Annotated in this window: 13 protein-coding genes; 8 read left to right on the top strand and 5 right to left on the bottom strand. The window is 61.1% G+C overall.

The window, feature by feature from the left end; genetic code table 11:
• Positions 1-62: 62 nt before the first annotated feature.
• From BLU48_RS28005 to BLU48_RS27985, 5 genes are all read left to right on the top strand, one after another.
• Positions 63-2096: an ABC transporter permease subunit gene (locus tag BLU48_RS28005; protein ID WP_172833450.1), complete on the top strand. Its 2034-nt coding sequence runs from the start codon at positions 63-65 to the stop codon at positions 2094-2096.
• 15 nt (positions 2097-2111) lie between these two features.
• Positions 2112-3782, top strand: coding sequence for a phosphate ABC transporter permease PstA (gene pstA, locus BLU48_RS28000; RefSeq protein WP_043048129.1), 1671 nt, complete (start codon positions 2112-2114; stop codon positions 3780-3782).
• A gap of 128 nt (positions 3783-3910) precedes the next feature.
• Entirely contained in the window at positions 3911-4744 is an 834-nt protein-coding gene (pstB, locus tag BLU48_RS27995) for a phosphate ABC transporter ATP-binding protein PstB (RefSeq protein WP_034116465.1), read from the top strand.
• A 70-nt stretch (positions 4745-4814) separates the two neighbouring features.
• Complete coding sequence (gene phoU / locus BLU48_RS27990; protein ID WP_057023298.1) at positions 4815-5576, top strand: phosphate signaling complex protein PhoU; 762 nt, start codon at positions 4815-4817, stop codon at positions 5574-5576.
• Positions 5577-5757: 181 nt separating this feature from the next.
• Positions 5758-6660, top strand: a complete 903-nt coding sequence (locus tag BLU48_RS27985) for a response regulator (protein ID WP_057023299.1) — start codon at positions 5758-5760, stop codon at positions 6658-6660.
• A gap of 136 nt (positions 6661-6796) precedes the next feature.
• On the opposite strand, the gene BLU48_RS27980 is transcribed toward BLU48_RS27985, so the two are convergent.
• From BLU48_RS27980 to phoB, 3 genes are all read right to left on the bottom strand, one after another.
• Complete coding sequence (locus BLU48_RS27980) at positions 6797-8137, bottom strand: hemolysin family protein (protein ID WP_057011466.1); 1341 nt, start codon at positions 8135-8137, stop codon at positions 6797-6799.
• A gap of 293 nt (positions 8138-8430) precedes the next feature.
• Complete coding sequence (gene phoR / locus BLU48_RS27975) at positions 8431-9693, bottom strand: phosphate regulon sensor histidine kinase PhoR (RefSeq protein ID WP_231989072.1); 1263 nt, start codon at positions 9691-9693, stop codon at positions 8431-8433.
• A gap of 82 nt (positions 9694-9775) precedes the next feature.
• Complete coding sequence (gene phoB, locus BLU48_RS27970; protein WP_003176964.1) at positions 9776-10465, bottom strand: phosphate regulon transcriptional regulator PhoB; 690 nt, start codon at positions 10463-10465, stop codon at positions 9776-9778.
• Positions 10466-10617: 152 nt separating this feature from the next.
• On the opposite strand from phoB, the gene BLU48_RS27965 reads away from it, so the two are divergent.
• Entirely contained in the window at positions 10618-10995 is a 378-nt protein-coding gene (locus BLU48_RS27965) for a COG4315 family predicted lipoprotein (protein WP_057023301.1), read from the top strand.
• A gap of 107 nt (positions 10996-11102) precedes the next feature.
• Here the strand turns inward: BLU48_RS27965 and ubiA are convergent, their stop codons facing one another.
• Both ubiA and BLU48_RS27955 read right to left on the bottom strand, forming a co-directional pair.
• Positions 11103-11993 (bottom strand): 4-hydroxybenzoate octaprenyltransferase, encoded by an 891-nt coding sequence (gene ubiA / locus BLU48_RS27960; protein WP_057023302.1) that lies wholly within the window; start codon positions 11991-11993, stop codon positions 11103-11105.
• On the bottom strand, positions 11993-12556 hold the full coding sequence (locus BLU48_RS27955; RefSeq protein ID WP_057023303.1) for a chorismate--pyruvate lyase family protein: 564 nt from the start codon (positions 12554-12556) through the stop codon (positions 11993-11995). Before BLU48_RS27955 ends, ubiA begins: the two co-directional genes overlap by 1 nt.
• A 195-nt stretch (positions 12557-12751) precedes the next feature.
• On the opposite strand from BLU48_RS27955, the gene BLU48_RS27950 reads away from it, so the two are divergent.
• Entirely contained in the window at positions 12752-12919 is a 168-nt protein-coding gene (locus tag BLU48_RS27950; protein ID WP_003213373.1) for a rubredoxin, read from the top strand.
• Between the two features lie 36 nt (positions 12920-12955).
• The gene (locus BLU48_RS27945; protein WP_057023304.1) at positions 12956-14104 is read left to right on the top strand and encodes an NAD(P)/FAD-dependent oxidoreductase; all 1149 of its coding nucleotides are present in this window, start codon (positions 12956-12958) and stop codon (positions 14102-14104) included.
• Positions 14105-14198: the final 94 nt, after the last annotated feature.

Raw genomic sequence — 14198 nt, 5'->3', positions numbered from 1 at the left:
TCGTCGCGCCGCTGTTCCAAGGCGCCTCGCTGACCAAGGAAGACGCGCTGACGCCCGCCTGGATGCAGGATGCCGGCAAGCCGTTGATGATCTCCCTCGAAGAACAGAACCAAGTCGCCATGCGGGTTTCCGACAAGGGCCAGGCATTGTTCTTTGAAGTGGACACCGGCGTTGAACTCAAGCGTGTCGACCTGCCGCTTCCGGCCGGTACCAGCGTGGCCTCCATTGGTGAAGACCAGCCAGGCAGCCCTTTGGTGATCCTCGGCTTATCCAATGGCCAGTCCCTGGTGTTTCGCCACACCTATAAAGTGTCGTATCCGGACGGCAAGAAAACCATCAGCCCGGCGATCGAATACCCCTACGGCGAAACGCCGATCGTGCTGGATGACGCCGGTCGCCCACTGGAACACGTTGCCCTCAACGCCACCGACACCTCGCTGGTGGTCGCAGGTTCAGCGGGTTCGCACCTGAACGTGCTGACCCTGAGCCGCGAAGAAAACATGATGACCGGTGAAGTCACCAGTGAGCAGAAGCGTGTCGAACTGCCACAGATGACTGAACCGGTGAAGGCGATCTTCATCGACCCGCGCCAGCAGTGGCTGTATGTGATCAACGGTCGCGCCCTGGCCGACGTGTTCAGCCTGCGCGACAAGAGCCTCAACGGTCGCTACAAGTTATTGGAAAACGGCGATGCCGAAATCACCGCCAGCACCCAGCTGGTGGGCGGCATCTCGCTGATCATGGGGGATTCCAAAGGTGGCCTGGCCCAGTGGTTCATGGCTCGCGACCCGGATGGCGAACAACGCCTCAAGCAGATCCGTACCTTCCAGATGGGCACTGCGCCCATCGTCGAAATCAGCGCTGAAGAGCGCCGCAAAGGCTTCACCGCCCTCGACGCTTCTGGCCAGTTCGGCGTGTTCCACAGCACCGCCCATCGCACCCTGTTGGTCGACCCGGTGGTCGAGGGCCAGGGTCTGTTCGGCATGTCGCCTCGAGCCAACCGTGTGATCGTCGAGGCCGGCGGCAAGCTGCAACCCTTGCTGCTCGACAATCCGCACCCGGAAGTCTCGTGGAGCGCGTTGTGGAGCAAGGTCTGGTACGAAAACTACGACGAGCCTAAATACGTCTGGCAGTCCACCGCCGCCAACACCGACTTCGAACCCAAGATGAGCCTGGCCCCGCTGACCTTCGGGACCTTGAAGGCCGCGTTCTATGCCATGCTGCTGGCGGCGCCGCTGGCGGTTGCCGCCGCGATCTACACCGCTTACTTCATGGCTCCGAGCCTGCGCCGCAAGGTCAAGCCGGTGATCGAGCTGATGGAAGCCATGCCGACCGTGATCCTCGGCTTCTTCGCCGGCCTGTTCCTGGCGCCGTATGTGGAAGGGCATCTGCCGGGGATTTTCAGCCTGTTGATGCTGTTGCCAATTGGCATCCTGGTCGCCGGCTTTGTCTTTAGCCGCTTGCCCGAGTCCATTCGCCTACGGGTGCCGGATGGCTGGGAAAGCGCGATCCTGATCCCGGTGATCCTGTTTGTGGGTTGGCTCTCGCTGTACATGAGCCCGTACCTGGAAACCTGGTTCTTCGGCGGCGACATGCGCATGTGGATCTCCCACGACCTGGGCATCACCTACGACCAGCGTAACGCCCTGGTGGTCGGCCTCGCCATGGGCTTTGCGGTGATCCCGAACATCTACTCCATCGCCGAAGACGCCGTGTTCAGTGTGCCACGCGGCCTGACCCTGGGCTCCCTGGCCCTGGGCGCCACGCCCTGGCAGACCATGACCCGCGTGGTCATCCTCACCGCCAGCCCGGGCATCTTCTCGGCACTGATGATCGGCATGGGCCGTGCTGTGGGCGAGACCATGATCGTGCTGATGGCCACCGGTAACACCCCGGTGATGGAGATGAACCTGTTCGAGGGCCTGCGCACGCTGGCGGCCAACGTCGCGGTGGAAATGCCCGAGTCGGAAGTCGGCGGCAGTCACTACCGCGTGTTGTTCCTCTCGGCGCTGGTGCTGCTGTTGTTCACCTTCATTATGAACACCCTCGCGGAGCTGATTCGTCAGCGCCTGCGCAAGAAATACTCGTCGCTTTAAGAAAGGTAGAAGTCTGTGAAACAGAACTCCCTGAATGGATGGTTCAAGAGCGGCGCTCCCGGCGTCTGGATCAGCGGTGGCGCGGTGTCCATCGCGGTCATCATGACCATTGGTCTGCTGGCTGTGATTGCGGTGCGTGGCTTGGGCCATTTCTGGCCGGCCGACCTGATCCAGGCCAACTACAACGTGCCGGGCCAGGCCAACCACATCGTCATCGGCGAAGTGGTACAGAAAGAAGAAGTGCCGCGTGAGCGCCTGAAAAGCGCCGGCCTGCCGGTGCCGGACGAAGGCCCTGAGTTCATGACCCGCGAGCTGATCAAGGTCGGCAACCGCGACCTTAACGGCAACGACTTCACCTGGATTGTCGGCGAGTGGTTGAAGGATCAGACCAAGCCGACCAACCTGATGGCCATCGAGCGTCGCGAATGGGGCAATTTCTACGGCACCCTGGTCAACGTCAAGCAGGACGGCAAGGTCATTGCTGAAGGCGAAGCCGCGTGGCCGGAGCTGCAAGCCCGGGTCGCGCGCGTCAATCAGCTCGCCGCCCAGCTCAAGACCCTGGAAAAATCCGATATCGGCGCGATCAACGCCGGCCTCGAACGCATCCGCCTGCACGGCCGCAAACTGGAACTGGAGGGCAAGCTCGACGCCGCCGCCCAGGCCGATATGGATGCCGACCGCGCCGAACTGAATGCCCGCTATCAGGACATCGAGGCGCGCCTGGCTGACCTGCACGCCCAGTTCAACCGCGACGCCCTGACCGCCCGCGACGGCAACGGCAAGGAAGTGGAGATCGGCATCGGCAAGGTAGTGCACGCCTACCAGCCTAACGCCATGGGCACCCTGACCAAGATCGGCTTCTACTTCAGCAAAGTCTGGGAATTCCTCAGCGATGACCCACGGGAAGCCAACACCGAAGGCGGGATTTTCCCGGCCATCTTCGGCACCGTGATGATGACCCTGATCATGGCGATGATCGTGACCCCGTTTGGTGTGCTGGCGGCGGTGTACCTGCGTGAATACGCCAAGCAGAACACCCTGACGCGGATTATCCGTATCGCCGTGAACAACCTGGCTGGCGTACCGGCCATCGTCTACGGCGTATTCGGCCTGGGCTTCTTCGTCTATGTATTGGGTGGCTCGGTTGACCGCCTGTTCTTCGCCGAGGCCCTGCCGGCTCCGACCTTCGGTACCCCGGGCTTGCTGTGGGCCTCGCTGACCCTGGCGCTGCTGGCGGTGCCGGTGGTGATCGTGGCCACCGAAGAAGGCCTGGCGCGGATTCCTCGCACCGTGCGCGAAGGCTCCCTGGCGTTGGGCGCGACCAAGGCGGAAACGCTGTGGAAGATCGTGCTGCCGATGGCCAGCCCGGCGATGATGACCGGCATGATCCTCGCCGTAGCCCGCGCCGCCGGTGAAGTGGCGCCGCTGATGCTGGTGGGTGTGGTGAAACTGGCGCCGTCGCTGCCATTGGACGGTAACTATCCGTATTTGCACCTGGACCAGAAGATCATGCACCTGGGCTTCCATATCTATGACGTCGGCTTCCAGAGCCCCAACGTCGAAGCTGCACGGCCGCTGGTGTACGCCACCGCGTTGCTGCTGGTGCTGGTGATCGCCACGCTCAACCTGTCGGCGGTGTGGATCCGTAACCACCTGCGCGAAAAATACAAGGCGCTGGACAGCTAACACCATTCAATGTGGGAGGGGACTTGCCCCCGATTGCGGTGTGCCAGCCAGCACACATGTTCCTGATGCACTGCTATCGGGGGCAAGCCCCCTCCCACACAACAAATTGGTAGCACAGGGAGCATCCCATGCAACACGAAAACCATTCCCACGGCATCAATATGTCTGCCCTGGGTCGCGACAAGCAGAGCCTGAGCCTGGCTCAGGAAACCGTGGCCATCGAAGTGCCGGGCCTGAGCCTCTACTACGGCGACAAGCAGGCACTGTTCGACGTCAGCATGAACATCCCCAAGCAGCGCGTGACCGCCTTTATCGGCCCGTCCGGCTGCGGCAAGTCCACGCTGCTGCGCACCTTCAACCGTATGAACGACCTGGTCGACGGTTGCCGTGTGGAAGGCGCGATCAACCTTTACGGCACCAACATCTATCGCAAGGGCGAAGACGTGGCCGAGCTGCGCCGCCGCGTGGGCATGGTGTTCCAGAAGCCCAACCCGTTCCCCAAGACCATCTACGAAAACGTGGTCTACGGCCTGCGCATCCAGGGCATCAACAAGAAGCGCATCCTCGACGAAGCGGTTGAATGGGCCCTCAAGGGTGCGGCCCTGTGGGATGAGGTCAAGGACCGGCTGCACGAGTCGGCTCTCGGCCTGTCCGGTGGCCAGCAGCAACGCCTGGTGATCGCTCGTACCATCGCCGTGGAGCCGGAAGTGCTGCTGCTCGACGAACCGTGTTCGGCCCTCGACCCAATCTCGACCCTGAAAGTCGAAGAGCTGATCTATGAACTCAAGTCCAAGTTCACCATCGTTATCGTGACCCACAACATGCAACAGGCGGCGCGGGTGTCCGACTACACCGCGTTCATGTACATGGGCAAGCTGGTGGAATTCGGCGATACCGATACCCTGTTCACTAATCCGGCGAAAAAGCAGACCGAAGACTACATCACCGGTCGCTACGGCTAGGACGCTGTGGTTCTGATTGCACTGACGCTGCGGTTCTCCGCACCTTACCGGACGCTCCAAGGACGCCAACATGATTAGCAAAGAAGGCCTTACCCATCACATCTCCGCGCAGTTCAACGCCGAGCTCGAGGAGGTGCGCAGCCACCTCCTGGCGATGGGTGGGCTGGTGGAGAAGCAAGTCAACGATGCGGTCACCGCGCTGATCGAGGCCGACTCGGGCCTGGCCCAGCAGGTGCGCGAGATCGATGACCAGATCAACCAGATGGAACGCAATATCGACGAGGAGTGCCTGCGCATTCTTGCCCGTCGCCAGCCGGCGGCTTCCGACCTGCGTTTGATCATCAGCATCTCCAAGTCGGTGATCGACCTGGAGCGTATCGGCGACGAAGCCACCAAGATCGCCAGCCGCGCCATCCAGCTGTGCGAAGAAGGTGAAGCGCCCCGCGGCTACGTGGAAGTGCGCCACATCGGCGACCAGGTGCGCAACATGGTGCGTGATGCCCTCGACGCCTTCGCCCGTTTTGACGCCGAACTGGCGTTGTCGGTGGCCCAGTACGACAAGATCATCGACCGCGAATACAAGACCGCGTTGCGCGAACTGGCCACCTACATGATGGAAGACCCGCGCTCGATCTCACGGGTGTTGAACATTATCTGGGTGCTGCGTTCCCTGGAGCGTATCGGCGACCATGCGCGCAATATCTCGGAATTGGTGATTTATCTGGTGCGCGGCACCGACGTACGACACATGGGCCTCAAGCGCATGAAAGCCGAAGTTGAAGGCACTGCTGATCTAATCCCTAATGTTCCGGGTGAAACTGACGATAAGTAAGTTGCCCGAGAAATTAACGCCCGGCCTTTGGCCGGGCGTTTTTGTTTGTGGCACCGAATTTTTTGCGCGGGCTGAATTTGAACGCGATAGTGAAAAAAGCCCCGCTGTGACTGGCGAGTTTTGGCAAAATGCCATCAGTCAGGCGTTTTGCGTGCCGAAGTTTTTATAGGATAAAGGGTCGATGAGCAAAGTCAGTGTGTTGGTGGTGGATGACGCCTCGTTCATTCGCGACCTGGTGAAGAAGTGCCTGCGCAATTACTTCCCCGGGATCAAGATCGAAGATGCGGTGAACGGCAAAAAGGCGCAATCCATCCTGATGCGCGAAACCTTCGACCTGGTGCTGTGTGACTGGGAAATGCCGGAGATGTCCGGTCTTGAGCTATTGACCTGGTGCCGTGGGCAAGCCCATCTGAAAGCCATGCCGTTCGTGATGGTGACCAGCCGTGGCGACAAGGAAAACGTGGTGCAGGCGATCCAAGCCGGCGTTTCCGGTTATGTGAGCAAGCCGTTCACCAACGAACAGTTGCTGAACAAGGTCAAGCAGGCCCTGCACAAGATCGGCCGCCTCGATGCACTGATCGCCAGTGCGCCGACCAAGATGAATTCGGCCTTTGGTAACGATTCCCTGAGTGCCCTGACCGGCGGCAAGCCCGAAGCGGTCAAGTCGGCTCCCGTCGCGGCGGCCCCCAACAAAGGCCTGCTCAACAACCCACCGGTACAAGCGCCAGCGGCAGCGTCGCCGGCTGGCGGTCGCGGCCAGGGGCAGTTGCGCCTTTCAAGTGGCACCCAGCAATGCGTGATCAAGGCCCTGAGCATCAAGGAAGCGTTGCTGGTGGTGCGGCGTGGTGAAGTCCTGCCCCAGGTCCTGGAAAGCGCCGTGCTCGACCTTGAGCAGGGTGAGAACGCCGAAGTCGCACGCCTCAATGGCTACCTGCACGCCATCGTCGCTTTCGAACCCAGGCCGGACAGTGATTGGCTGCAACTGACCTTCCGCTTTATCGACCAGGACGCGCAGAAGCTGGACTACATCTCGCGCCTGATCGCGCGCGGTACGGCGCAGAAGCATTTTGTGCCGGGTGCGTAATCCTCACAGCGGCACCTGACACAAAATGTGGGAGGGGGCTTGCTCCCGATAGCGATGGGTCAGACACCAGATGCAGTGACTGATACTCCGCCATCGGGGGCAAGCCCCCTCCCACATTGAGTCCGCGCACCTGCTGTCAGTCCAGCAGCAGCACTTTGGCCAACACGATCTTCGGCCCTTTCATCTTCTTGATGATGATCCGCAGGCCTTCAACTTCCAGCACTTCTTCCTCTTCCGGTACGCGCTTGAGCGTGTCGTAGATCAGCCCGGCGAGGGTTTCTGCTTCGATATGGTCCAGGTCGACGCCCAACAGGCGTTCTACCTTGAACAACGGCGTGTCGCCACGCACCAGCAGTTTGCCAGGCTGGTAGGCGAGGATGCCCCGCTCGGCCTTGCGGTGTTCGTCCTGGATATCGCCCACCAGCACTTCCAGCACGTCTTCCATGGTCAGGTAGCCGATGATCTTGCCGTCGGCTTCCTCCACCAGGGCGAAGTGCGCGCCGCCTTTGCGGAACTGCTCCAGCAGCTGCGACAACGGCATATGCCGCGAGACGCGCTCAAGCGGGCGGGTCAGCTCGGCCAGGTTGAACGATTCGGGAATATGGTCCAGGGCGGCCAGTTCCAGCAGCAGATCCTTGATGTGCAACAAGCCCACGAACTCATTGCGCACTGCGTCGTACACCGGGTAACGGCTGAACTTGTGGCGACGAAACAGCGCGAGGATTTCCTTGAGCGGGGCGTTGAAGTCCAGGGTTACCAGGTCTTCCCGGGAGTTGGCCCAGTCGACCACTTCCAGCTCGCCCATTTCCACCGCCGAGGCCAGTACGCGCATACCTTGGTCGCTCGGGTCCTGGCCACGGCTGGAGTGCAGGATAAGCTTGAGTTCTTCGCGGCTGTAATGGTGCTCGTGGTGCGGGCCAGGCTCGCCTTGGCCGGCGACGCGCAGGATGGCGTTGGCGCTGGCGTTGAGCAGGTAGATGGCCGGGTACATTGCCCAGTAGAACAGGTACAGCGGTACTGCCGTCCACAGCGACAGCAGTTCGGGCTTGCGAATCGCCCAGGACTTGGGCGCCAGCTCACCGACCACGATGTGCAGGTAGGAAATCACGAAGAAGGCGGCAAAGAACGACACGCCCTTGATCACTTCCGGCGACTGCACGCCGATGGCGCCGAGCATAGGCTCGAGGATGTGCGCAAAGGCCGGCTCACCGACCCAGCCCAGGCCCAGGGAAGCCAGGGTGATACCCAGCTGGCAGGCCGACAGGTAGGCGTCGAGCTGGCTGTGTACGGTGCGCAGGATCTGCCCGCGCCAGCCGTTCTTGTGGGCAATGGCCTCGACCCGGGTGGCGCGCAGCTTGACCATGGCAAATTCCGCCGCAACGAAGAAACCGTTGAGCAGTACCAAGACCAGTGCAAAAAGAATCATGCCGAAATCGGCGAAGAGTGTCGCGAGGGTGATACCAGGGGAAGGGTCCATGATGGGGTTTTGCAGGTTCCGTGTGTTCAATAAGGGATGGCAGGTGGGCCTGAAAGACAGGCGCAAGTCGGCCAATGTAGCGGCTGGCGGGGCGCTTGCCTAGTGCCTGCTGCCAGGTGGGGCCTGGAAGCTGTTCTCCAAAAGCATACAAATCCAATGTGGGAGGGGGCTTGCCCCCGATAGCAGTATGTCAGTGAGCACATCTGATACTGATACACCGCCATCGGGGGCAAGCCCCCTCCCACATTTAGATTTGTGCTGTATTTGAGTTATTCATCATTGTCGATCACTGGCTAACGCGTTACCTGCGTCGCCGGAAAATGGCAGGTAAACGTACTGCCGTGCCCCAGCACGCTGCTGATTTCCAAGCGTGCCCGATGGCGCAACAGCACATGCTTGACGATCGCCAGGCCGAGCCCGGTGCCGCCAGTGTTGGAGTTGCGGCTGGAGTCGACGCGGTAGAAACGTTCGGTCAGGCGCGGCAGGTGCTTGGCGTCGATGCCGATGCCGGAGTCCTGCACACTCAGGTGTGCACCCTGTTCGTCGGCCCACCAGCGGATACGGATATTGCCCTGGTCCTGGGTGTACTTCACCGCGTTGAACACCAGGTTGGAGAACGCACTGCGCAACTCGCCTTCGCTGCCCTTGAGCAACACCCGTGGGTCGGCTTCCAGGGTTATCTGTTGGCCGCGCTCGCCGGAGAGGGCCTGGGCATCGTTCTTGATGGTCTGCAGCAAGCTGTGTACGGCCACCGGCTGGTTATCCGAGGGGTAATCGGTGGCCTCAAGCTTGGCCAGCAACAGCAGGTCGTTGAGCAGGGTCTGCATGCGCGAGCCCTGCTGCTGCATCTGCTGCAGGGCGCGGCTCCAGCGCGGGTTGATCTCGTCGACGTTGTCCAGCAGCGTCTCCAGGTAGCCGCAGATCACCGTCAAGGGCGTGCGCAACTCGTGGGAGACGTTGGCGACGAAGTCCTTGCGCATCTGTTCCAGCTGGTGGATGCGGGTGACGTCGCGCACCAGCATCAGGTGCTCGTTGTTGCCGTAACGCGTCAGGTACAGCTGGATGCGTACGCGGTCATTGGTGGGCGAGGGGATTTCCAGGGCTTCTTCGTAGTTGTCCTGCTCAAAGTATTCCTTGAAGCGCGGGTGGCGTACCAGGTTGGTCACCGGCTGGCCGCTGTCCTGGGGCGTCTTGAGGCCCAGCAGGGTCTCGGCGGCGCGGTTCCACCATTCGAGGTTGCCGTCGCTGTCGAGCATGATCACCGCGTCCTTGAGTGCGGCGGTGGACTCCTGCACCCGGTCGATCACCGCTTGCAGGCGCCCGCGTACCCGTTGGTCGCGGCGCTGCAGGTGGTAGATGCTGTCAAACACTTCGCCCCACAGGCCATAGCCATCGGGCGGTGCTTCGTCGGGTTTGTGCTGGCGCAGCCATTCATGCAGGCGCAGCAATTGTTTGAGGGTCCAGCCCAGGTACAACGCGATGCCGGCGGCCAGGCTCCAGCCGTAATAGCCACTGATCAGCCCGACCAGCAGGCAGGCAGTGATCAACAGAAGCATGTGGCGGATCAGGGTGCCGTGCCAGTTCTGGTTCACTTAAACATGCGTCCTTGTCAGCTGTTAAGGGAGGAAAAAGACTGGCTCAGCCTTTGGTAGAGAACCGATAGCCGGTGCCGCGCACGGTTTGTACCAGATTCTCGTAGGCATCGCCCAAGGCTTTGCGCAGGCGACGGATATGCACGTCAACGGTGCGCTCCTCCACATAGACGTTGCCGCCCCACACCTGGTCCAGCAATTGGCCACGGGTGTAGGCGCGCTCCTGATGGGTCATGAAGAATTGCAGCAGGCGGTATTCGGTTGGGCCCATCTCGGCGGGCTTGCCGTCGATGGTCACGCGGTGGCTGATCGGGTCGAGCAGCAGGCCACCGACTTCGATTGGCGCCTCGCCATCGGTCGGGCCGGCGCGGCGCAACACGGCTTTCAGGCGTGCGACCAGTTCCCGTGGGGAAAACGGCTTGGTGATGTAGTCATCGGCCCCGACTTCCAGGCCCTGGATCTTGTTGTCCTCTTCGCCCTTGGCGGTGAGCATGATGATCGGGATATCCCCGGTCAGCTCGTCACGCTTGAGGCGGCGGGCCAGCTCGATGCCCGAAGTGCCGGGCAACATCCAGTCGAGCAGGATCAGATCGGGCTTGCGGTCGACGATAATGGCATGGGCCTGCTGGGAGTTCTCCGCCTCCAGGCAGTCGTAGCCGGCCATTTCCAACGCAACGGCGATCATCTCGCGGATGGGCGCTTCGTCGTCAACGATCAGAATGCTCCTGCCAACCATGCTCAATCCTCTTGTCATTTAACTGTCTTGCGCCGCATTAGATAACGGAATTATTGCAGTCGTGTGACAGTAATTTAGTCGCCTGGGCAATTTACGGCACTCTGGACTACCCTTTGGGTCCGAATCCTGACAACCACAAAAGGAAGGTTCCGATGACTTACAGCACTGTTTCCTGGAAAGCCCTGCTGGTTACGGCAGTGTTGGCCCTGCCGGGCCTGGCGTTTGCGGCGGAGCCGGCGATGACGAAAGACGGGATGCTGGTGGATCACAAGGGCATGACGCTCTACACCTTCGACAAGGATGCCGACGGCAAGTCAGTGTGCAAAGACCAATGCGCGACCAATTGGCCGCCGTTGAAGGCCGAGTCCACTGACACTGCGACGGGCGACTGGAAGGTCATCACCCGTGACGACCAGACCAGCCAATGGGCTTACAAAGGCAAGCCGGTCTATACCTACAAGGACGACAAGGAGGCCGGTGACAAGACTGGTGATGGCAAAGGTGGCGCCTGGCACATCATCAAGCCTTGAGTCTGCGGCGCTGCTGAATCCATCGGGGGCAGGCCCCTCCCACACTTGAGTGTATTCACAAATCAAAATTTGGGAGGGGGCTTGCCCCCGATGGCGTCAGTCCTGCACTACCGAACCGCGTAATCCACCACAATCCCGACAAAAATCGCCAACCCCGCCCAATGGTTGTGCAAAAACGCCTTGAAGCACTTCATACGGTCCCGATCACGGGTGTACCAGAACTCCCAGGCAAAACAGCCCGCCGCCCCCATCAGGCCGAGGTGGAACCAGCCGCCCAGGTCGAACCGCGCGCCGGCCAGCAACAGACACACCAGCGACAGCCCTTGCAGGGTAATAATGATCACGCGATCAGCATCGCCAAACAGAATGGCGGTGGATTTCACCCCGATTTTCAAGTCGTCGTCGCGGTCGGTCATTGCGTAATAAGTGTCGTAGCCCACCGTCCACAATAGGTTGGCGATATACAGCAACCACGCCGTAGCGGGCAGATGGCCGGTCTCGGCAGTGAACGCCATCGGCATGCCCCAGGAAAACGCCGCGCCCAGCACCACTTGCGGGTAATAGGTGTAGCGCTTCATGAACGGGTAGCTGGCTGCCAATGCCAGGCCGCCCAGGGACAGCAGGATAGTCGTGGCGTTGGTCAGCAGCACCAGTAGGAAACTGATGCCCATCAGCACGGCAAAAAACACCAATGCTTCTTTCGAACTGATCTTGCCGCTTACCAGTGGGCGTTGCTCGGTGCGCTTCACATGGCCGTCAACCTTGCGGTCGGCCCAATCATTGATCACACAGCCGCCGGCGCGGGTCAGTACGACACCGAGTACAAAAATCACAATATTAAGCAGGGATGGCGAGCCTTTGCCGGCGATCCACAGTGCCCATAGTGTCGGCCACAGCAGCAGGTAGATGCCGATGGGCTTGTCCATGCGCGTCAACTGAATGAAATCCCAGGCCCTTGGGTTCAGGCGATTTAAGGACTTGAGCAGACGTTGATACATCAGCAATTCTCCGGATGATCATGCAGCGCGTGCCAGAAACCCGGCAGGAAGACTTCCGCCACCAGCACGCTCAACGACCCACGGTCGAAGCGCGAACGGCGCGCCCATAAACCGTCGGTCTGGTCCTCTGTTGGCAGCCATGGGCGAGGGTAGCGACACACCTCAATGGCCTGGCGGGTAAACGCGTGGTCGCAGAACAGCAACTCGCCCAGCGAACGGCTGCCCAGCTCGTCCATGTGCAGGCCATCGCCCTGCAAGGCACTGCGGGCCGCCACGCTGCGGGCGAACACCCACGGCTGGCCATGCCCACGCAGATACACCTCGCGCACCCAGCCGACACTGGCCTGGGCAAGGCCCAGGGCTGCACATTCATCCTCGCGCAACGGCTGCCAGCCTTCGAACAATGGCGTCACGCTGAAACCGTCGTTGGACAGCCACGTCAACCGTCGCGTCAGCGAGCCCTCATCAAACAGCCAATTAAGGGTCAAGGGCGTGGGCAAGGGGCTCAGAAGGCTCTGGGTCAGCCATTGGCAAGCATCGGGAAGGGCGATTGAGTGCGGCACAGTGAGTCAGTATTGGCAGCAAAAGAGGCGGCGAGCTTACCATGGCACCCTGATCTTTTGCCGCGCCCAACCCGCCGTTTGCGCCGATCGTGCTTGCATCTGCCGGCTCCGATCAGTACAAAACGCCCTGAGCCGCGCGGCAATGCTGGATTCATCGACCGCCGGCCAAGATGCCTGGACCTGAGGAAGTAAGTAATGAAGAAGTGGCAATGTGTAGTCTGCGGCCTGATCTATGACGAAAAGGACGGTTGGCCGGATGATGGGATCGCACCGGGCACCCTCTGGCAGGACGTTCCGGAAGACTGGCTATGCCCTGACTGCGGTGTGGGCAAAATGGATTTCGAAATGATCGAAATCGGCTGATTTTTAGTTTACGAAACGTACTACAAGGAGAAAGGAATGAACGCACCTGTCGTGATCATCGGCACAGGATTGGCCGGTTACAACGTAGCCCGGGAATTTCGCAAGCTCGACAGCGAGACCCCATTGCTGCTGATCACCGCGGATGACGGGCGCTCTTACTCCAAGCCCATGCTCTCCACCGGTTTTGGCAAAAACAAGGAAGCCGACGGCCTGAGCATGGCTGAACCCGGCGCCATGGCCGAGCAGCTCAAGGCCCAAGTGCGCACCCACACACGTGTCAGCGGCATCGACCCGGGCCACAAACGCCTGTGGATCGGCGAGGAAGCGGTGGCCTACCGCGACCTGATCCTGGCCTGGGGTGCAGAAACCGTACGCGTACCGGTCGAAGGCGACGCGGCTGAACTGATTTTCCCGATCAATGATCTCGAAGACTACGCGCGCTTTCGCGCCGCCGCTGCGGGTAAACGTCGCGTGCTGCTGCTCGGCGCCGGCCTGATCGGCTGCGAATTCGCCAACGACCTGATCGTTGGTGGTTATGAAATCGACCTGGTCGCGCCATGCGAGCAAGTCATGCCGACCCTGCTGCACCCGGCGGCAGCCGCAGCAGTGCAGGCTGGATTGGAGGGCATTGGTGCGCGTTTCCACCTGGGCCCGGTGCTCAATCGCCTGCAACGCACCGCTGACGGCCTTGAAGCGCACCTGTCGGACGGTGAAGTGATCCAGTGCGACCTGGTGGTCTCCGCCATCGGCCTGCGCCCTCGCGTAGACCTGGCTGCGGCCGCCGGCCTGCAAATCAATCGCGGGATCATGGTGGACCGCCACCTCAAGACCTCCCATGCCAATATCTACGCCCTGGGCGACTGCGCCGAGGTCGATGGCCTGAACCTGCTGTACGTGATGCCGCTCATGAGCTGCGCCCGCGCCCTGGCGCAAACCCTGGCCGGTAATGCCACGGCCGTGAGCTACGGGCCGATGCCGATCACGGTGAAAACCCCTATCTGCCCGCTGGTAGTATCACCCGCCCCACGGGGCACCGAAGGCGTATGGAGCGTCGAAGGGCAGGGCGGCGATATCAAGGCCCTGTGCCGCGACGCCAGCGGGCGCCTGCTGGGTTACGCGCTGACCGGCAGTGCTGTCATGGAAAAACTGGCCCTGAACAAAGAACTTCCACCGTTGCTGGCGTAAATACCGGTCGTTCTGTCGGAATCAGCACGTTCTAACCCCGAGAAAGGCCGCTGCGAGACTGGCGCGGCGCCCGAGGGCATGCCATCCTCACTCC

Origin of the sequence: Pseudomonas synxantha (assembly GCF_900105675.1) — a bacterium.
Classification (GTDB): Bacteria; Pseudomonadota; Gammaproteobacteria; order Pseudomonadales; family Pseudomonadaceae; genus Aquipseudomonas; species Aquipseudomonas synxantha.
The sequence above is the reverse complement of the archived record's forward strand: the minus strand, read 5'-3'. Positions and strand labels throughout refer to the sequence as shown.